The sequence below is a fragment of the Stenotrophomonas sp. 3diitr2024 genome, from assembly GCF_042136455.1.
GTDB lineage: Bacteria > Pseudomonadota > Gammaproteobacteria > Xanthomonadales > Xanthomonadaceae > Stenotrophomonas > Stenotrophomonas sepilia.
Genome location: NZ_JBHHMJ010000093.1, coordinates 1 through 19,836, shown reverse-complemented (window position 1 = coordinate 19,836; position 19,836 = coordinate 1). Strand labels below are relative to the sequence as shown.

The window sequence follows — 19,836 nt, the reverse complement described above, 5'->3', positions numbered from 1 at the left end:
TCACCTATCGGAACAATTCAGGGTGCGGCAGACTTCCGACGAAGTGACTTTGTCTGCAGTCCCAGCCATTCGCCAAGGAGTGCTATATGAGCCGTTGCGTTTCACACTCGCTGTGCCGTCACTCTCTGACCTTGGCCATTCTTCAGGCACTGACCCTGCCTGCCCTGCTTGTGCTTGAAACGCCGGTGGCTTTGGCAAACTGTGTCACCACGGCGTCATCAACGGTCTGCTCGCCAACGGCGCCGGATCCCTGGGCATCCACCGTCGGCACCGGCAACAATGCCGCTGAAGACAATCGCAGCGTGGACATACAGGCCGGCGCCAGTATCGTGGTCGGCAATGCCAATGCGATCTCCCTGCGTGACAATGCGGTGATCAGCGTTGGCAGTGGCAGTACAGTCAGCGCAACCGCCACCAGCACCGGCGGCCTGTTCGGTACCGGCGGCAATACGGTCGAAACCCGCACCAATGGCCAGATCACCGTAGCCCAAGGGGGCCAGATCCTTGCACAGGGAACGCAAGGCAGTGCCGAAGCAATCAACTTCCAGGGCGCGGGAAATACCGTCACCAACAGCGGCATCATCCGCGCAACCAACTCCGTGGCAATCTGGTCGCAGAATACTTCCGGCCTGAACACCATCATCAATACCGAAACCGGCGTCATCCAGGCACCGGGCACCGTCATCGGTGGCTCTGGAAATGGTGCGCTTGACTTCACCAATCGCGGCCAGGTGATCGGCAACATCAATCTGGCCGGTGGCAACGACATCCTGCGCATCTATACCGGCTCGACCATCACCGGCAACTTCAGCGGTGGTGCTGGAAATGACGCGATTTTCCTCAGCGGCACCGGTGATTCCACCCTGCCAGGCAATTTCGTCGGCTTCGAGTCGCTGACCAAGAACGACAGTGGCCGCTGGACCCTGTCCGGTTCGATCACTGGGGTGACCGTGGCCACGGTACAACAGGGCGTGCTGGCTTTGACCGGCAACAACGCGCAGTACACCGGTCAGGTGATCGTGGATCCGGGTGGCACGCTGGAAGCGCGGGCGCAGAGCCTGCCGCCGACGGTGACCAACAACGGCCTGGTGCGCTTCGCACAGACCGACGATGGCACCTATGGTGGCGCGGTGACTGGCAGTGGCGCGCTTGAAAAGACCGGTGCGGGGATGCTGACGCTCGCCGGCATCACCAGCGTGGCCGGTGCCACCACGCTCCGCGAAGGCACGCTGCAAGTGAACAGCCTGCTGGAAACATCGGGCATCAACATGGTTGGCGATACGGTGCTGCGCCTGGACAACACTGTGCAAGCACAGGGCGGGGGCGCGGCCAACGTTACCGGCGACTCAGGTGCGCAGCAGATCGTGGTGGGTGCCAACGGCCGCGTCACTGGCTCCGTTTCGCAGGGCGATGGTGACGACCAGCTGACCGTCAATGGCGGGACCATCGTCGGCCAAGTCCAACAGGGCAATGGCCGCGATGACTTCTTGATGACCGGCGGCACGATCGATTCGCTGTTCCAGGGCGATGGCACCGATACCTTCCGCATGAGCGGCGGCCGCATCATCGGCGCGTTCGAGGATGGCGACCGTGCATGGATGAGCGACGGTCGCATTGGCCGCGTCAACATGAAGCTTGAAAAGAACCTGTGGGACCAGTCCGGCGGCGTTGTCGATGGCAATGTGGTCACCGGCTTCGATGATGACACCATCATCATTTCCGGCACGGCCTTCATCGGTGGGAATGTGAGCGTCAGTGGTGGCCGCGACAATGTAACCATCACGGGTGGCACCGTGGCCGGGCAGTTGCTGCTGAGCACCGGCAACGACACGTTGACCTGGAACGGAGGGGGGGGGGTCAAGGGGGCCATCGACATGGGTCCGGATGACGATGTCGCCGTGCTGGCCAATCTCACTGTGGCCAACATGGGGGCCGTGCCACTGTTCAATGGCGGCACCGGCAACGACAGCCTTACGTTCGACAATACGAAAACGGCCGGCATTGCCCGCTTCCAGAACTGGGAAACCGTGGCAGCCGTGAATGGCAGCGAGCTCACCTTTGATGGCGACCTGGTACTGGGTGACAGCGCGACGGCGACGGGAACGTTCACGATAGATGGCAGCAGCGCAGTGCTTGCGGGCGGCGGCAGCCATGCAGTGAACGCATTCAACGCGGGAACATTGGCCAGTGTGATCAACGCCGGCCGTATCGAACTGACCAATGCCGGCAGCCCCGGCGATGCCTTTACGGTTGCTGGCAACTATCGCGGTGAGGGTGGCAGCGTGCTGTTGAAGACCGTGCTCGGCGCCGACAACTCCGCCAGCGACCGGTTGGTGATCGAGGGCGGTGTCGCCAGCGGCCGCACTGGCCTGGGCATCACCAACGTCGGGGGCGGGGGTGCCGAAACCCTGGTTGACGGCATCCTGGTGGTGCAGGCGCAGAACGGCGGCAGTACCCGCAACGATGCCTTCTCCCTGCTCTCGGCGGTTTCTGCCGGGGCGTACGACTACTACCTGTACAAAGGGGGGCAGTCGGCAGGTACCCGCGAGAACTGGTATCTGCGGTCGACATTGCCGGACCCGGCACCTGGCCCTGAACCGGAACCGATTCCCGCCCCGGGCCCGTCACCCCAGGGTGGCGGGTCGATCCCGATGCCGCCGCCGATCGTTCCGCCGGGGGAGGGCGTGTCACCGCCCACGCCGGGTGCAACCCCGGCCGAGCCGAATGATGAAGGCGTGGTACCGCTGTATCGTCCGGAAACGCCGACGTATGCCGTGCTGCCGCCGATTCTGCGTGACACATCGCTGGCCAGCCTGGGCACCTTCCACGAACGCCAGGGTGAACAGCGGCTGCTGTACAACCAAGGGCCCGCACGCACTGCCTGGGGCCGCCTGGTTGGCCAGAGCAGTGAGCTGCACTGGAAGGGTGATGCTCGCCCGGGCTTCGATGGTGACGTACAAGGCCTGCAGGCTGGTCTCGATCTATGGGCAGGCAACCGCGATGACCATCGCAACCAGGTGGGTGTGTTCGTCGGGCGCACACGCGCACAGGGCAAGGCGATCGGCACGGCGGGTGGCTGGGACAATGTGCAGGTTGGCCAGACCAGACTGGATGACAAGCATGTGGGGCTGTACTGGACCCTGACAGGATCGGCCGGCGGGTACGTGGACGTGGTAGCGATGCAGAGCCGCTATGACGGCCACGCCCGCTCGATGCGAGGGCTGGGCATCGAGCTGGATGGCAGTGGCACCAGTGTCTCGTTGGAGGCGGGCAAACCGCTGCTCCAGTTCGGTCAGTCCGCATGGTGGCTGGAACCGCAGGTGCAAGTGATCTGGCAACGTACATCGCTGGATGACCAGCGAGATGCGGTATCTGTGGTGTCCTTCGACAACGACAACGCCTGGACCGGCCGTGTGGGACTGCGTCTGGCGGCAGACTATCAGCTGGCCGACAACGGCTGGCAGCCGTACTTCAAGCTCAACTACTGGCACGGCCGTTCTGGCGAGGACCGCATCCGTTTTGGCAACGACGTGATCGAGAACTCGCAGCGCTACCGTGCGTTGGAGGCTGGCGTAGGCATCGCCGGCCGCTTCAACCGTACGATCAGCGCCTATGCCGTGGCCGACTACACGCGCGAAATCGGTGGTAGCGACAATGGTAAGCGCCGCGTGATCGAAGGCAACATCGGTCTGCGTGCGGACTGGTAGCGCCCTTGCGCTCGGGGGACCCTGCTCTGGTAGGTGCCGACCTTGGTCGGCACTGAACCTACCGACGCCACGAGCACAGTGCAGCCGAGCATAGGCTCGGCTCTACGACAACGGCGCGCACGCATCCGGCTCAACCAACGCTCCGGCATGATCGGCCAGCACCACCACCGCATGCAGCAGCCCTTCCTCCACCTGCGGTGGACACTGCGCCTGCGCATCATCCATCTCGCGCGCCGACTGCGCCGCCAGCAACACGCCCCCACACGCAGACACTGCCGCCAGGCAGCGCGTTGCCTCGGCCAGGTCCCGGCTGCGCGCCTCGCTGAGTTGCCGCTCGCGCCACGCCTGGCCGTCGGCCCCGTGGCTGTTTGCGATGCCGTGCAACCGGGCGAAGAACGCCGACGGCGGCGCCTGTTCGTTGGCTTCGGCGAGTGCATCTTCCAACGCTTCGGCGACGGCAGTGGACAGCTGCAGGCCGGGCAGTGCAGCGCCGAGCAGTGCTTGCAGGCGTGGATAGGTGGGGTAGGGCGTATTCATGGCGGCAACCTCACGAGGCAAGGCCACCTGCGAAGCGCAAGGTGGCGGGCGGTGCGGGTTGGCGTGCCGGTCAAAATCAAAGAGAAAAAAAGCCGACGGATCACGAGGATCCCCACGCACCGCCCGCCATGGGCGAGCCGGTGCATTGTCGTGATTGCCGCAACGACGGCAACCCATTCTCTTTGATGTTTGATTCAGGACGCCAATCCCGGCCAGCGCAACGTACGTTGGCACAGCCAACTTCGCGCTTTCACTCGAACAACGACATGAGCAAAGTTGTAAATCACGCCCCGCATGGGAGTGCCAAAGCCGACACGCAACGGCGGCGGCAAGCGCGTATGCTGCGGTACCTGCTCACGACGAAGGAACGTCGAATGTCTATTGATCTCCGCGTGATGGCCACTGCACTGGGCGCCCTGTTCTGCACCACCGCACAGGCCGTGGCACCAGACGCCATCGACCTGCCGACAGCACAGGCACAGGCCCAGTTGCTGGACATGCTGGAGAAGGAATCGCTGTACCGCGACCGGGTGGACTGGCGGGCCATCCGCACGCGCCTGAAGGCGGCGCAGAACGACGCGGCTGAGGTCCGCGCGGTGCTCCGGCAGGCCATCGGTCGCAGTTCCGGCGGGCACGGCGCTTGGATCAGCGCAAAGCAGCTGCAGGCGAAGGCAGAACGCCTGGAGCGCGCCAATGGCGCAGCGACAGCGGCTCCGAAAGCAACGACGGCCCTGGCCGGAGCACCGGACCCGCGCATCGGCTGGGTGGAAATCGAGGGCTACGGTGTCATGCAGGGCCCGACGGCGCACCAGCAGATGAAGGAGCGTGCCAAGCGCTGGCAGGCGATCATCGCTGACCAGGACAACGGCAGCCGCTGCGGCTGGATTGTCGATCTGCGCGACAACACCGGTGGCAACATGTGGCCGATGCTGCTGGGCGTGGCGCCGTTGTTGCTCGTCACGCCCAGCGCCGACGAGAACGTGGGTTCCTTCGCTGCCGCAGAGGGTCCGTCGCTCTGGCAGCTGACCTCGTCCAGCGTGCGTCTTGGCGATCGCGTGCGGATCGATCTTGGTGGGCCCGGCTATCTGCTCAAACATCCGGGCGCGCCGGTCGCCGTGCTGACCGGCCCGCGCACTGCCAGCTCCGGAGAGGCCACCGTACTTTCCTTCCGCGGCCGGCCGCAGACGCGCAGTTTCGGCCAGCCCACCTCGGGGCTGTCCACCGCCAACGTGATGCGGCCGCTGGCTGATGGCAGCGCGCTGCTGCTGACCATCAGCGTGATGCGGGACCGCAATGATCGTGGTGATGGCTTGAAGATCGAGCCCGACCAGCGCGTCGAGGGGGACGCCGCCACCGTGGCCGCCGCCCAAGCCTGGCTGCTGGCCCAGCCCGCCTGCCAAGGCACCCGGTCATGATCCTGATCGGCCAACAGGAACGGGTGCTGATCGTCGGCCCCACCGAAGCCCACCACTGCCTGCGCTGCCAGACGGAAACCGAGTTCGCCCCGCAGCTGCGCTACAGGATGGCGCGCATCGACCTGCTGTTCGGCTTCACCTACCAGCGCCGCTACGAGCTGGCCTGCACCCGCTGCGAGCACGGCTGGGTGCTGGATACCGAGACCATGGACCAGCAGCTGGGTGGGGTGCCGATCCCGTGGCGGCACCGCTTCGGCCTGCCGTTGATGCTGGTGGTGGTGGCGGGGCTGGCGGTGGCCGGATGGATGTGGCGGCACGGATACATCGGCCGCTGATGGAGATGACACGGTTGCTTATATCCCAAATTGGGACTAGGATATCCGAATGAAAGTGGTTGCTTTGGCGACGCTGAAACGATTCTGGGAACGTCACCCTGATTCGGAAGCAGCGCTGAGGTCCTGGTATGACGAAGTGAGGCACGCCGTCTGGGACACACCGCATGACGTACGCCAACGTTACGCAAGCGCAAGTTTCGTGGCCAATAGTCGTGTGGTGTTCAACATAAAGGGCAACAGCTACCGGCTCATCGTCGCTGTGGGTTACAGGTTTCAAGTGGTCTACATCAAGTTCATTGGCACCCACGCCGAGTACGACCGGATCGATGCCGACACTGTGGAGCTTCTATGAACATCCATCCCATCCGTACGGAAAGCGACTACGAAAACGCGCTGCGCGAGATTTCGTTCTATGTCGACAACGAGCCGGAGCTGGGCAGCGAGGATGGCGATCGATTTGAAATTCTCGTAACGCTGGTTGAAGCCTACGAAGCGAAGCACTACCCGATCGAGCCGCCAGATCCTATCGATGCAATCCGCTTCCGCATGGAGCAGGGCGGTCTGACCGTGAAGGATCTGGTGCCCTCCATCGGCCAGCTCAACCGTGTCTATGAAGTGTTGAATCGCAAGCGCGGTCTGACTCTTGAAATGATCCGGAAGCTTCACCGCAACCTGGGCATTCCCGCAGAAAGTCTCATCGGCCGCTGAAGCCCCTACCGATACGCTGCCGTGCCTCACTCCCGGCCTGTTAAAGTTGCAGCCTGCAACCACGTACCGGAACCGACCATGGACCACGACACCCCGTTCGAACCCCTCAACGACCTCGAGGTGCGCCTGCTGCAGGCCCAGGACGGTACGCTGACCGCAGCGCAGTTCCTCGACGGCCTGCTGACTTCGACGGCGTTCGTGCTGCTGGACAAGGCCATTGGTGAGGATGGCGCCTGGGACGAAAGCATCTCGCCGCTGGTGCTGACCAGCGAGAGCGGCGAGCCGATGTTCGCGGTGTTCACTGCCCCCGAGCGCGCGGGCCTGTGGCACGAGCAGCTGCCGCAGTTTGCGCATGCCATGCCGATCGCGGTGCACGCGCTGCTGGCCGGTATCGGCGACGGCGTCGGCCTGGTCCTGAACCCGGGCCTGGACGTGGGCATGGAGATGATTCCCGATGCCGTGGCCCAGCTGAAGCAGCGTGCGGCGGCGATTACCCGCGGCATGGCGCACTGAATCCAGCGATTGCGTGGTTGCCGGCCAACGGCCGGCACTACCCGTGGTGCAGGACGGCTGCGATGGCTTGCAAGCGCGTCCTGTTCAATGGGGAGGAGCATCGTGGGCAAGCGTTCTAACCGATCGCTGTGGGTCTATGAGATCGGCCTTCTTGTGGGTTTGACTCTGGCAGCTGCGTTCATCACCCGGTTCAATCCGGTGGCTCCGGCTGGGTGGATGGCTGTTCCTCTTGATGCAACCCATCATGTTGGGTGCTCATGCTGTCGACCATTTCTCGCGGAAGCGCCGTCGTTAGACGGGCGATGTGAAGGTGCCGGCCAGCAGCCGGCATCACCAGATGCTTCAGCGGGCAGCGGCGATGGCTTTCACCCGGGCCTTGGCGAGTGCCTCACCGATGGCCGGGCCCTTCAGATGCGTGGTATCCAGGTCCCGCGCCTGCACTGACAGCGCTGCCCGGTGCAGGCGCTTGAGCGTTTCGCCCTGGGGGTAGTCGGCATCCTCGAAGCCGAGCCGGCCGCGCTTGTCGGCTTCGCAGCACAGTGCGATGCGCGCCACGCGCTCCGGCCGGCGCAGCGCATCGCAGCGGCCCAGTAGTTCCAGCACGGTGGCATCGCGTAGTTCGTCGATGCGGTGCACGTTCAAGTGCTCGCGGCACACCGCTTCAGCCAGCTGCTGGTGCTCGGCTGGAATCCTCAACCGCGCACACAGTGCCTTCAACGGCTTGATGCCGCGCTGCTCGTGCATGATGTGGCGCGGCCATTCCTCCGGCGGGGTCAGGCCCTTGCCGAGATCGTGGGTGAGGGCAGCGAAGCCGACCAGGTCATCGCCGGGGGCGAGCTTCGCGGCCATGTCGCTGACCATTTCCTGGTGGATGCCGGTGTCGACTTCCGGGTGGAATTCGGCACGCTGCGGTACGCCGTACAGTGCTTCCAGTTCGGGCAGGATCGGGCCCAGTGCCTGCGCATCGTGCAGCGTGCGCAGGAAGGCGGAGGGCCGTTCACTGACCAGCGCCTTGCGCAGTTCCTGCCAGACGCGTTCCGGCACCAGTGCGTCCAGTTCACCGCTGGCGGCGACCTCGCGCATCAGTGCCATGGTCTCTTCGGCGACGCTGAAGCCCAGTGGTGCAAAACGGGCCATGAAGCGCGCCGCGCGCAGCACGCGCAGCGGATCCTCGACGAAGGCCGGCCCGACATGGCGCAGCACGCGCTGTTCCAGGTCACGGACACCGCCATAGGGATCGACCAGCGTGCCGGTGTCTTCGTCACAGGCAATCGCATTGATGGTGAAGTCGCGGCGCTGCAGGTCTTCTTCCAGCGTCACCGCCGGATCAGCATCGACCACGAAGCCGCGATAGCCGCGGCCGGATTTGCGCTCGGTGCGCGCCAGTGCGTATTCCTCGCCGGTCTTCGGGTGCAGGAACACCGGGAAATCACGGCCGACTGCGGTGTAGCCCTGTGCTTCCATCTGCGCGGGCGTGGCGCCGACCACCACCCAGTCGCGGTCGCCGGCAGGGCGCTGCAGCAGGCGGTCGCGTACGGCGCCGCCGACAAGATAGATCTTCATGGGGGGATGATCGCATGGCCGGCGCAGATGTTCCGGCACGACCGATGCTGAGGCCTCACGGCAGGCCGCGCCACTCCGGCACGAACAGGCCGGCCAGGAACCATAGGCAGTAGACGATCCACAGGCAGAGGACGTACAGCTTGATCTGGGCTTCGTCCCACAGGCTGCCCCAGCTGTCGACGAAGGCCAGCGACTTCCAGCCTTCCATCCAGGCCGCGCCACCCCAGCGCAGTACCCAGGTGGCGAACAGGCTCCAGGCGGCGAATATCCCGATCCAGGCCAACAGGCTCATTGCGTTCCCCTCCCCGGGAAATGGCTACCAGGTCGTGCCAGCCAGAAGCCGGCACGACCGCAGTGCGATCAATCGCCACCTTGCTCAGCGTCGGCCGCGCAGCTGAATTTCTTGCGCTTGTCCACCAGGCGGCCCATCAGGCGGTCGCTCAGCGGCAGCGCATCACCATTGAGGCGCCAGTCGTAGATCACGCTGAAGGCCAGCACGCGGGCGACGTACTCGCGGGTTTCCTTGTAGCTGATGGTCTCGATCCACAGGTCCGGATCGAAGCCCGGGCGCTGGCCCTGCCAGCGTGCGGTCGGGGTCGGGCCGGCGTTGTAGGCGGCGATGGTCACGTACGGCAGACCGTCGTACTTGTTCATCAGCTGGCGCAGGTAGGCGGTGCCGATGGCAATGTTGGTGTCCGGGTCGTACAGGCTGTCGGCGCCGCCGTAGCCGGTCAGGCCGATCGACTTGGCCACGCTGGCACCGGTGGCCGGCAGCACCTGCATCAGGCCCATGGCATTGGCAGGCGAGCGCGCACGGGGAGTGAAGGTACTCTCGGCGCGGATCTCCGCGGCCACCCAGGCCGGGTCGATCGCGTTGCGTGCCGATTCGCGGCGGATGGTGGCGTCGTGATGCAGCGGGAAGCGCAGGTCGTACAGGCGCTGTTCCTGCGGCTGCTTGCCGAGCGCGAACACGGCGCGGTCGAACCAGCCATTGTCCTGCGCCACGCGCACGGCGAGGCGGCGCTGGGTGTCATCGAAGCGCGACAGCGCGCTGTTCCATTCGGCCACGGCCCAGCCAGCGCGGTCGATCTGGTACAGCGCCATCGCGCGCTGGATGGCCGGGTCGCGCGCGATCACCGCCTGTGCCTGTGCGCTGTCGTTCGGCTTCCACGGGCACAGGGTGTAGCCCTGCTGCAGCTTGTCGGCGGCGAGGAAGCCGTGGAAGGTCGGCGCGCGCGCGGCCTCGCGGAACAGCGGCTGCGCCTGCTGGGCCTGGCCGGTCTTCTCCAGCATGCGGCCTTCGAAGTAGCGCCAGCGCGGGTCGCTGCGCTGCTTGCTGCCCATCTTGCGAATGGCGGTCAGCGCCGCCGGCCAGTCGCCGCGCGACATCGCTTCGCGCACGCGCCACTCGTGCAGGCGTTCGTCATAGGCCGACTCCGGCACCGCGTTGAGGCGGCGTGCCGAATCGGGCAGATAGGAGGCCACTGTCCACAGCGCGATCTGGTACAGCACCTGGCCCTGCTGGTCGGCACTCAGGCCGAGCGTCTGGGCGTACTGCGGCAGCTGCTGCTCGGTGGCGCCGGGGTCGGCCTTGGCCAGCTTGGCCAGGCCATCGGTGGCGATGCGCCGGCTGCGCTCGTTGCGTGGCCAGTTCAGGGCGCTGGCATTGGGCTTGTCGACAAAGGCGGCGTAATTGTTCGCCAGCGCCAGGTCGGCGGCGGGCAGGCCGCGTGCGGCGCTGCGCATCACCGCCGGTTGCTGGGCATCGGCGGCGGCATCGATGCGTTCCCAGCGCAGGGCGTCGCTCAGGCCACCCTGTGCCTGCAGCACGGCAAAAACGGCATCACAGCCGTCCGGCAGCGACTTGCCGTTCTTGCGCCACAGATCCTGCGCTTCACTGATCCACTGCGGATCGACCTTGCCCGTCACCTGGCGCGCGGTCAGCTGCGCACAGCGCAGGCCGGTGTTTTCGGTGGGCGCCCAGTTGGCCAGCAGGGTCGGCCAGTCCTGGCGGCGTGCGAGCGAGGGCAGCCACACGCTGCGGAAGGTGGTGGCCACGGCCTGGCCGTCGTAGCGCTTGAGGAAGGCCTGCGCCTGCGCGGTATCGACGGTATCGATGTTGCGGCGCAGGTTGGCGTACTCCAGCCAGCCATAGGCCGGGTGACGGCTGAGCGCAGCGGCCTGGCCAGGATCGAACTGGCCGCGTTCGGCGGCTGCGATCGCGGCTTTCAGCTGCGCGTTCTGGGCATCGAGGGACTGGGCATTGGCGCAGCCGATCAGCAGCGTGGTGGCCAAGGGCAGCAGGGACAGGGCGGTCGAAGTGCGTCGGGTCATGGCGGGCAGCATAGCGGGCAATGGCTGAATTCAGTTTCGCATTGCGTGCACGCCGGGCGTCGGCAACGACAGCTGAATGAATCCGCGCAGGCCCTGCCGCACGGGGTTGCAGGCGTCGTAACGTCGGCCTTGGGCGAACGGCCCGGCTGCAGGGAGCGGCACATGGCGTTCAGTAGCGCAGGAAGAAGCGGCCCGCTGGCGGACATCAATGTCACGCCACTGGTGGATGTGATGCTGGTGCTGTTGATCATCTTCATTGTGACCGCGCCCATCGTGGCCCGGCCGATTGCGGTGCAGTTGCCGCAGGCCACCGATCGGGTGGTCGACCGTCCCGAACCGCCGCCTCCGATCGAGCTGCGCCTGGATGCCTCGAACCAGCTGAGCTGGGATGGCCAGCCGATGGTCATCGACGATCTGCAGGCGCGCCTGCAGGCGCAGGTGGACGAAAATGTCGGCAACCTGCCGGAGCTGCGCATCGCCACCGATCCGTCGGCCGAGTACGAAGGCATGGCGAGGATTCTGGCCGCGGCCGAGGCGACCGGTATGGAGCGGATTGCCTTCGTGCGATAGAGCGTTGCCTCACTGCCGCTCATGCGGTGATTGCTGCATGAGCGGCGCTTGCCCTGCTGACAGTGTCGCGTCCAGGATCCGCAGAAAAGCCATCTCAATCTGCGCCGGAACCGGGGTCGGATGTGCTCGCCACCTTCCGATCTCAGGGTCATGTTCAACGTCGAAAGCGGTCAACTCGGCTCTCTCGAAATCCACCACAACCGTCAACCCCTCTCCTGAGGCCGAGGCCGCATCGCTGGGAGAGAGGCAGTTGTTGCACTCGATCACGCCGCCTGCCCTCGATTCACCTGCCAGAGGAAGAAGCAGCGTGATCACCATCATGACGCTCGGCACGGCAGTTAGTGCTTTCATGATCGATCCTCTCGCGAATGGCTGGAGATGCGAGTCTGCACCGGGTCGATCAACCGGGCCTTCTGAATGAAGGAATTTCAAACTATTCCTGAAATGGTTCGGCAAAGGCACTTTCATGCGCGCGGCAGTTTCCGGCGCGCGCTGTCGCGGCCAGCATCAAAGCGAAGGCGGAGGAACATTACCGTCCGGTTCTAAACGGCACTCATCTGACGTAAATGTCATGCAATTGCGTCAATTTCGCGTGAAAGAGTGTCGATCGTCACGCCGTGATTTTTACCGCTTGTTTACAAAGGAGACGCTGCCGCCATGCAGGGGGGGTGCGGCAGCCCATGTCCCGACATTCCTTTGGAGAGAGAGCGAATGAATCACCTGCACCACCGCCCTTTGGCGGTTGCCGTCGCGCTGTGCGTGATGACCCTGGCACCGTTGGGTGCCGCTGCACAATCCACCACCAACCTGGATGCGGTGGAAGTCACCGGTACCCGCATCAAGCGCGCTGAGGTGGAGGGCCAGGTCCCGATCCAGACCCTGACCCGTGGCGACATCGAACGCACCGGCCTGACCTCGATCGGCGAAGTGCTGCAGCAGCTCACCGGTTCCGGCTCTGCGCTCAACGCCAAGTTCAACTCGTCCGGCAACTTCGGTTTCCCGCCCGATGGCAGTGGCGTGGGTGCCGGCTCGGCGCAGGTCGATCTGCGCCACCTCGGTGCCAAGCGCGTGCTGGTGCTGGTTGACGGCATCCGCTGGGTCAACGAGTCGTCCGCATCGGGCGTCGGTGCGGCCACCGACCTCAACACCATTCCGCTGGCCATCGTCGAACGCATCGAGGTGCTGGAAGACGGCGCGTCGTCGCTGTACGGCTCCGATGCCATCGCCGGCGTGGTCAACATCATCACCCGCCGCGACTTCGATGGCGGGCAGGTGACCCTGAACTATGGTGAGTACAGCAAGGGCGACGGCACCCAGAAGGGCGTGGACCTGGCGTGGGGCAAGAGCGGTGATCGCTTCAGCCTGTTCCTGGGCGCCAGCTGGACCAAGCAGGACCCGGTATTCGCCAAGGATCGCGAGCAGTCGCGCTTCCCGATTCCGGGCACCGGCCTGGCCTTCGGCAGCGGCGGCATTCCACAGGGCCGCTTCGCCTTCGTCGACCCCAACACCGGTGCAGAGCAGGACATCGTGCCCAACAGTGGCGTGCCCAACCCGCGCTACGACGGCAGCGCCGGCTGCAACCGCAGCGATGACTACCACTGCTTCACCAGCGCCGACCGCTTCAACTTCGCCGAATACAACATGGTGCTCACGCCGTCCGAGCGCAAGGGCCTGTTCGGCCAGTTCCGCTTTGACATCACCGACAACGTGCAGTGGTACATCAAGGCACTGGGCAACCGCCGCGAGTCGACCAACCAGGCCGGCCCCGAGCCGCTGTTCTTCGGCCCCGATGGCGCCACCGGCAATCCGTTGGCCGACAACATCGTGGTCTCGCGCCTGAATCCGTACAACCCGTTCGGCTTCGATCTCGTCTCCGGCGACAACATGAGCCTGATCGGCCGCCGCCCGGTGGAAGGCGGTGCGCGCGTGTTCAAGCAGGAAGTCAACACCACCTACGTGGCCACCGGCCTGGTCGGCAACTTCCAGGCCGCCGACCGCAGCTGGTACTGGGACGTCAACGGCATGTACAGCAAGAACAAGGCCGAACAGACCAACTACGGCAGCTACAACATCTACAACGTCAACATGGCCCTGGGTGACCCGGCGGTGTGCGCGGCAACCCCGGGCTGCGTGCCGTTGAACATCTTCGGTGGCGTCGGTTCGATCACCCCGGACATGCTGAAGTGGATCCAGCCGGTGGTGCGCGACCGCAGCCAGAACGAGCTGAGCCTGTTCACCGCCAACCTGTCCAGCGACCTGTTTACCCTGCCGGCGGGTCCGGTATCGTTCGCCAGCGGTTACGAGTACCGCAAGTACAAGGGCTGGTACCAGCCGGATCCGCTGACCGTGATCGGCCACTACAACGGCGTACCGTCGCAGCCGACCTCCGGTTCCTACGACGTCAACGAGGCCTACCTGGAGCTGAGCGTTCCGATCTTCGCCGACTCGCCGCTGGGCAAGAAGCTGGACCTGAGCCTGGCCGGCCGCTATTCGGACTACTCCACCTTCGGTGGCGAGTTCACGCCCAAGTACGGCCTGCGCTGGCAGGTGACCGATGACTTCGTGCTGCGTACCACGTACGCCGAGGGTTTCCGCGCACCGTCCATCGGCGAACTGTACGGCTCGGCCGCACGTGCCGACCTGCAGCTGTTCGATCCATGCTCGGTGGGCCTGGGCGGTACGCCGCCACGTGGCAGTGCCGCCAATTGTGCCGCGCTGGGCGTGCCGGCCGGCTTCCAGCAGGCCAACTCGCAGATCTCGGTGACCACCGGCGGCAATCGTGATCTGGAACCGGAGCGTTCGCGCAGCTTCAGCACTGGCTTCGTGTGGAGCCCGTGGTTCGGCAACAACGCGTCGTGGTCGGAGCGCTTCGATGTGGAGGTGACCTTCTACCGCCACGCCATCGATGGTGCGATCCAGGCCATCAACGCGCAGACCCAGCTGGACCTGTGCGTGGACACGCTCGACCCGGTGTACTGCGATGGCATCACCCGCGCCAGCACGGGTGCGGTGAGCAGCTTCAACAACCGCCTGACCAATCTGGGCTCGATCAAGACCGACGGCTGGGACGTGGACCTGTTCTGGACGTTGCCGCAGACCTCCTTCGGCCAGTTCAAGCTGGCCTGGAAGAACACGTTCGTCGGTCGTTACGAAGCCACCGGCGCGGCCGGGCAGAAGCAGCCGCAGAAGCCGGGCGTGGAAGTGGCCGACAGCTCCATCCCGGAGTGGACCAGCAACGCCAGCATCGCCTGGACAATGGACCGCTGGAGTGCGAACTGGACGGTGCGGCACATCTCCGAGCTGACCGAGAACTGCGGCGATGCCGTGGCATTCCCGGTGTGCAGCAACCAGGCCGACGGCACCAACACGCTCTCGGCCACCACCTTCCACGACATGCAGGTGGGCTACAAGATCGACTGGATGAAGGGGCTGCAGCTGACCGCGGGCCTGAACAATGTGTTCGACAAGGATCCGCCGATCTGCCTGTCGTGCTCGTTGAACGGGTATGACGCCTCGACCTACGACATCCCGCGTGGCCGTTACTGGTACCTGCGCGCGGACCTGCGGTTCTGATGTGAGGGGGGCAGCGCCGGTCAGTTCCGGCGCTGCCTTGCGGATGTAGCGCCGAGCCCGCGCTCGGCTGATTCTCTGAGCCGGGCATGGGATCGGCGCTACAGGTGCGGGGTGGTCGTACCCCGCGTCTGGTCAGAATGCCCAGGTGAACGTCAGCGAGCCATTGCGGCCATCGCCGTAGGCACCGTAACCGGTGATCTGCGAGTAGTACTTCTTGTCCAGCAGGTTGTTGAGGTTGGCCTGCACGCTGAACTCCGGCGAGATGCGGTAGCGCACGAAGGCACTGACCAGTGCGTAACCTTCCTGCTCGAAGCGGCCGACGACCGGCGCGGCGTAATAGATGCGGTTCTGCCAGTTGGCACCGCCGCCGACGGTCAACGCCTGCAGCGACTGCGGGGTGTAGCTGGTGAACAGCTTCAGTGCGGTCTGCGGCAGGTTGGTGTTGATGTCGGCGCCGTTGATGTCCTTGGCCACGTAGCGCGATGCGCCGAAGGTCGCGTTCCAGCCGGGTGCCAGTTCGCCGTTCACTTCGAACTCGAAGCCACGGCTGACGGTGCCGCGTGCAGCGATGGAGGCGAACTCACCTGGGCGGCCGATGATCGGCTCGCTGGTGATCTGGGCGACGTTGTCCTGCTCGATGCGGAACACCGCCAGCGAGGCGTTCAGCCGGTTGTCGAACCAGGCACCCTTGACGCCCACCTCGTAGCTCTTGCCGTCGACCGGGTCGAGATAACGGTCGTTGCGGTCGCGGGCGGTCTGCGGCTGGAAGATCTCGGTGTAGCTGGCGTACGCGGAGTAGGTATCGTTGATGTCATACACTAGGCCGGCGTACGGGGTGGTCACCTTGTGTTCGCGGTCGTCGTTCTCGCCTTCGCTCTTCCAGTTGGTGTAGCGCGCACCGAGGATCAGCTTCAGCGGATCAGCCAGCGACAGACGGGTGGCGGCATAGCCGGCCTTCTGGGTGATGGTGCCCTGGCTGGCCAGCGCCAGCGGGTTCCAGTTCGGCTGGGCGATGTTGCCGGTCCAGTCGAGATAGGAGCTGAAGGGATTCCAGCCGGTGCCGGGGCCACCCATCTGGAAGTCACCGTAGTTGGCGAATTCGCGTTTGTTGTAGCTCAGGCCGGCCATGAACTGGTGCTCGCGGCCGAACAGCTGGAACGGGCCGTCGATGTAGCCATCGATGCCATCGACCTTGCGCTCGGTGTTGTAGAAGCCGGCCATCGGCGTGACGCCGGTGCCGGTGGCCTTGTCGAACGCGGTGTAGGACGGATAGAACAGCTTGTCGTCGGCGTTGGTGCGGTCGTGGGTGGCGCCGATCCTGAACTTCCAGCCGTTGCTGAAGGCGTGCTGCAGGGTGGCGAACGCACGCTTGCTGGTAGTGTCCCAGTAGGTCCAGTCCGGCGACGGATTGAACGAGGTCGGGTAGTTGGTCGGGCTGCCATCGGCGTACCACATCGGGAAGCCGCCCCAGGTCGCACCATTGGCGCGCTTCTGCTGGTAGTCGTAGCCCACGCTCAGCTGGGTGTCCGGGGTCAGGTCGGCATCGATGACGGCGTAGCCCAGCGTCTTGCGCTGGTTGTAGCGGTCCATCTGGCCATCGGTATCCAGATAGCTGCCGATCACGCGCCCGCGCACGGTGCCGCTGGCATTGAGCGCGCTGCCCACATCCACGGTGGTGCGGGTGCGGCCCCAGCTGCCCACGTTCACCGACACGCTGCCGGCCAGTTCGGCGCTGTCGGCGTGCTTGCGGATCAGGTTCACCGAGGCGGACGGATTGCCGGCACCACTGAGCAGGCCGGTGGCACCACGCACCACTTCCACGCGGTCGTACAGCGCCAGATCCAGGCCGGAATCACCGTAGCTCCAGTTCTGCACCATCTGCGTCGGCAGGCCGTCGAACTGGTAGGCATCGATGTAGAATCCGCGCGCGTAGAACTCGGTGCGCTCGCTGTCGGACTGGGTGCTGGTCACGCCGGTGGTGTTGGCCAGCACGTCGATGATGTCGTCCAGGTTCTGATCTTCGATGCGCTGGTGGCTGATGATGCTGATCGACTGAGGGATCTCGCGCGGCGCCAGGTCGAAGCGGGTGCCGGCCGAGGTGCGGCGCACCGAATAGCCTTCGGCGCGTTCGCCCTTGACCACCACCTTGTCGAGGGTGGTCGGATCGGCGGCGGTGTCGGCGAAGGCGGCCGGGGCCACGGCGCAGAGAACGGCGAGCACGGCAACGGACAGCCGTTGCGGCTGCGGGGTACGGAAGGCGGAACGGTTCATGGGGGTCCTGGACGAGCACGCGCGCTCGGCCAGCATCCAGAAGGCGAGGCGCTACGGGTGGGAAACGGGCGGGCAGGCCGTCCTGGCACCACCGGAAACGAAAGAAATGGTAATACGAACTATTCCTATTTACAAATCATGAACGAGGGAGGCGCTCACGCAGGACTCGACGCAGCATATGGTGTTCAGCGCAGCAGCGGCAGTGGATCGCGCGCGCCGTCGGCGCCGTAGATGCCCCAGTGCAGGTGCGGCGGCGTGCCCTTGGCATTGCCGCTGTCGCCGACGTGGCCAAGCAGGTCGCCGGCCTGGACCACCTGGCCGCGCGACAGACCCTCGGCCCAGCCCTCCAGATGCGCGTAGTAGTAGCGTTCGCGCCCGGGCCCGATCACCCACACCTGGCGGCCACCGAGGCCGCGGTCGCTGACATCCACGACGACGCCGGCGGTGGCACTGCGCACCGGGGTACCGCGCCTGGCGAAGATGTCGATGCCGGCGTGGGAGCGGTCACGGCCGCGTGGGGCGCCGAAGGTATCGGCGATCTGGCGGGGCCGCACACCTTCCACCGGCACCGGAAGCTCGGTGGCCGGAGGCATCCGCGAGAGTGCCCACAGCAGTTTCGGTGCAGCGGCCCATGGGCTGTTCCACAGTGCCATGGCGGCAACGATCGCGATGACCAGCCACAGGCCGCGCAGCAGCCAGCGGCGCAGGCGACGGGCGGGGGAGGGCGATGTGTTCATGGTCTCCGACTGTAGCGCCGAGCCATGCTCGGCGGCTGTTGCTTTGCGGTCAAAGCGCAGTCGAGCATGGCTCCGCGCTACAGAACCGGGTCCAGTGGCACTTCGAAACTGCGCTTCAACGTTCCCAGTGCAACCGAGGTGCGGAAGCGCTCGATGTTGTCATCGCCACCGAACAGCCGCTCGGTGATCGCCTCGTACTCTTCCATCGACGCGGCCGACACCAGCAGAAGGAAATCGCCGTCGCCGGTGATCGAGTAGCACTGCTGCACCGCCGGGTCGTCCTGCACGCGGCGCTTGAACGGCGCCACGCGTTCGCGCTGCTCGCTGACCACGCGCACCTCGACGATGATGGTCAGCGGTCGCCCGACCTTGGCTGCGGCGACTACCGCGACGTTGGCCGCGATCACACCGCTGTCCTGCAGGCGTTTGATGCGGCGCTGCACGGCTGGGGTGGACAGGTGCACGGCCTCGGCGATCTCGCGCTGCGGCAGGGTGTTGTCCCGCTGCAGCAGGCCGAGGATGGCGCGGTCGAAGCTGTCGAGCACGGGGGCGGTAGCCATGGTGAGCAGAAGTTGCACGAACGGGCTGTCAATTGAGCCAAGTGCTCGGCGCGGGCGCAATAGACTTTGCCCATGCAGACCTCACGACTCGCGCCGATGTTGCCGGCGCTGGCGGTGCTTGGCTCGGTCACCTCGCTGGCCATCGGCACCTCCTACGCAAAACACCTGTTCCCGCTGATCGGCGCCCAGGGCACCAGCGCGCTGCGCGTGGGCTTCTCGGCGCTGTTGCTGCTGCTGTTCTGGCGGCCGTGGCGCTGGAAGACCGGCCGCGCGGATGCGATCACCCTCCTGCGCTACGGGCTCACCCTGGGCCTGATGAACCTGCTGTTCTACATGGCCCTGCGCACGATTCCCTTCGGCATCGCGGTGGCCATCGAGTTCACCGGGCCGCTGACGGTGGCGATGCTGTCATCACGGCGACCGATCGACTTCGTCTGGGTGGGCTGCGCAGTGGTGGGGTTGTTGCTGCTGCTGCCGCTGGGCGGCGGCCCGGCGCTGGATCCGGCCGGCGTGCTGTATGCGATGGGCGCAGCGGCGTGTTGGGGGCTTTACATCGTGTTCGGCAAGCGTGCCGGACACCTGCACGCCGGGCATTCGGTGTCGCTGGGGCTGCTGGCGGCTTCGCTGGTGGTGGTGCCGGTGGGCGTGGTGCATGCCGGCACCGCGCTGCTCGATCCAGAGATCCTGGCCGCCGGCCTGCTGGTGGCGCTGGTCTCCAGCGCGATCCCGATGTCGCTGGAGATGATGGCGCTCAAGCGCCTGCCAAAGGAGACCTTCGGCATCCTGATCAGCATGGAGCCGGCGGTGGCCGCGCTGTGGGCGATGCTGCTGCTGCACGAACACCTGCACGGGCTGCAGTGGCTGGCGATCGGCTGCACGGTGCTGGCTTCGGTGGGCAGCACGATGACCGCGCGGCGATTGAAGGTGCCGGTGGTCCAGGCCGGGTAGCGGCAGAGAGCGTGCGGACCAACGGTCCGCACCCACCAGAGCGGCGGGGGGGGGGGGGGGGGGGG

The 19,836-nt window shown here is 65.6% G+C and carries 17 protein-coding genes; 9 read left to right on the top strand and 8 right to left on the bottom strand.

Annotation, left to right across the window (positions count from 1 at the left end; translation table 11 throughout):
• The first annotated feature begins 185 nt into the window (after nt 1-185).
• Nucleotides 186-3,707, top strand: coding sequence for an autotransporter outer membrane beta-barrel domain-containing protein (locus ABGA94_RS02310; protein ID WP_375366283.1), 3,522 nt, complete (start codon nt 186-188; stop codon nt 3,705-3,707).
• Nucleotides 3,708-3,809: 102 nt separating this feature from the next.
• Here the strand turns inward: ABGA94_RS02310 and ABGA94_RS02305 are convergent, their stop codons facing one another.
• Nucleotides 3,810-4,244, bottom strand: coding sequence for a hypothetical protein (locus ABGA94_RS02305; protein WP_375366281.1), 435 nt, complete (start codon nt 4,242-4,244; stop codon nt 3,810-3,812).
• Between the two features lie 374 nt (nt 4,245-4,618).
• Here ABGA94_RS02305 and ABGA94_RS02300 point away from each other — a divergent pair, with 374 nt between their 5' ends.
• From ABGA94_RS02300 to ABGA94_RS02280, 5 genes are all read left to right on the top strand, one after another.
• Nucleotides 4,619-5,659: a S41 family peptidase gene (locus ABGA94_RS02300; protein WP_375366280.1), complete on the top strand. Its 1,041-nt coding sequence runs from the start codon at nt 4,619-4,621 to the stop codon at nt 5,657-5,659.
• On the top strand, nt 5,656-5,994 hold the full coding sequence (locus ABGA94_RS02295; protein WP_069139188.1) for a hypothetical protein: 339 nt from the start codon (nt 5,656-5,658) through the stop codon (nt 5,992-5,994). The genes ABGA94_RS02300 and ABGA94_RS02295 overlap by 4 nt, the downstream gene beginning before the upstream one ends.
• A 49-nt stretch (nt 5,995-6,043) precedes the next feature.
• Complete coding sequence (locus tag ABGA94_RS02290; RefSeq protein ID WP_065178056.1) at nt 6,044-6,346, top strand: type II toxin-antitoxin system HigB family toxin; 303 nt, start codon at nt 6,044-6,046, stop codon at nt 6,344-6,346.
• Nucleotides 6,343-6,702: a type II toxin-antitoxin system HigA family antitoxin gene (locus tag ABGA94_RS02285; protein WP_061479618.1), complete on the top strand. Its 360-nt coding sequence runs from the start codon at nt 6,343-6,345 to the stop codon at nt 6,700-6,702. Before ABGA94_RS02290 ends, ABGA94_RS02285 begins: the two co-directional genes overlap by 4 nt.
• A gap of 78 nt (nt 6,703-6,780) precedes the next feature.
• Nucleotides 6,781-7,215 (top strand): SseB family protein, encoded by a 435-nt coding sequence (locus ABGA94_RS02280; protein ID WP_005419309.1) that lies wholly within the window; start codon nt 6,781-6,783, stop codon nt 7,213-7,215.
• 342 nt (nt 7,216-7,557) lie between these two features.
• Here ABGA94_RS02280 and ABGA94_RS02275 read toward each other — a convergent pair whose 3' ends face one another.
• The 3 genes from ABGA94_RS02275 to ABGA94_RS02265 all read right to left on the bottom strand — a co-directional run bounded on the left by ABGA94_RS02275 (nt 7,558) and on the right by ABGA94_RS02265 (nt 11,124).
• Nucleotides 7,558-8,778 (bottom strand): multifunctional CCA addition/repair protein, encoded by a 1,221-nt coding sequence (locus ABGA94_RS02275; protein WP_375366278.1) that lies wholly within the window; start codon nt 8,776-8,778, stop codon nt 7,558-7,560.
• A gap of 55 nt (nt 8,779-8,833) precedes the next feature.
• A complete protein-coding gene (locus tag ABGA94_RS02270; RefSeq protein WP_065178058.1) occupies nt 8,834-9,070 on the bottom strand; it encodes a hypothetical protein in 237 nt (78 codons plus the stop codon).
• 68 nt (nt 9,071-9,138) lie between these two features.
• Nucleotides 9,139-11,124: a transglycosylase SLT domain-containing protein gene (locus ABGA94_RS02265; protein WP_065178059.1), complete on the bottom strand. Its 1,986-nt coding sequence runs from the start codon at nt 11,122-11,124 to the stop codon at nt 9,139-9,141.
• Nucleotides 11,125-11,274: 150 nt separating this feature from the next.
• Between ABGA94_RS02265 and ABGA94_RS02260 the strand changes: the two genes are divergently transcribed.
• Complete coding sequence (locus ABGA94_RS02260) at nt 11,275-11,682, top strand: biopolymer transporter ExbD (protein ID WP_065178060.1); 408 nt, start codon at nt 11,275-11,277, stop codon at nt 11,680-11,682.
• A gap of 9 nt (nt 11,683-11,691) precedes the next feature.
• On the opposite strand, the gene ABGA94_RS02255 is transcribed toward ABGA94_RS02260, so the two are convergent.
• Nucleotides 11,692-12,150 carry a hypothetical protein gene (locus ABGA94_RS02255; protein ID WP_375366276.1) on the bottom strand — a complete coding sequence of 153 codons (459 nt, stop codon included), beginning with the start codon at nt 12,148-12,150 and terminating at the stop codon, nt 11,692-11,694.
• Nucleotides 12,151-12,444: 294 nt separating this feature from the next.
• Here ABGA94_RS02255 and ABGA94_RS02250 point away from each other — a divergent pair, with 294 nt between their 5' ends.
• Complete coding sequence (locus tag ABGA94_RS02250; protein ID WP_375366289.1) at nt 12,445-15,255, top strand: TonB-dependent receptor; 2,811 nt, start codon at nt 12,445-12,447, stop codon at nt 15,253-15,255.
• 132 nt (nt 15,256-15,387) lie between these two features.
• Here the strand turns inward: ABGA94_RS02250 and fhuE are convergent, their stop codons facing one another.
• From fhuE to ABGA94_RS02235, 3 genes are all read right to left on the bottom strand, one after another.
• Nucleotides 15,388-17,526, bottom strand: coding sequence for a ferric-rhodotorulic acid/ferric-coprogen receptor FhuE (gene fhuE / locus ABGA94_RS02245; RefSeq protein WP_375366274.1), 2,139 nt, complete (start codon nt 17,524-17,526; stop codon nt 15,388-15,390).
• A 185-nt stretch (nt 17,527-17,711) separates the two neighbouring features.
• Nucleotides 17,712-18,263: a M23 family metallopeptidase gene (locus tag ABGA94_RS02240; RefSeq protein ID WP_095377928.1), complete on the bottom strand. Its 552-nt coding sequence runs from the start codon at nt 18,261-18,263 to the stop codon at nt 17,712-17,714.
• Nucleotides 18,264-18,340: 77 nt separating this feature from the next.
• A complete protein-coding gene (locus ABGA94_RS02235) occupies nt 18,341-18,823 on the bottom strand; it encodes an Lrp/AsnC family transcriptional regulator (protein ID WP_032954522.1) in 483 nt (160 codons plus the stop codon).
• 72 nt (nt 18,824-18,895) lie between these two features.
• Between ABGA94_RS02235 and ABGA94_RS02230 the strand changes: the two genes are divergently transcribed.
• On the top strand, nt 18,896-19,771 hold the full coding sequence (locus ABGA94_RS02230) for an EamA family transporter (RefSeq protein ID WP_080375111.1): 876 nt from the start codon (nt 18,896-18,898) through the stop codon (nt 19,769-19,771).
• The last annotated feature ends 65 nt before the right edge of the window (nt 19,772-19,836 follow it).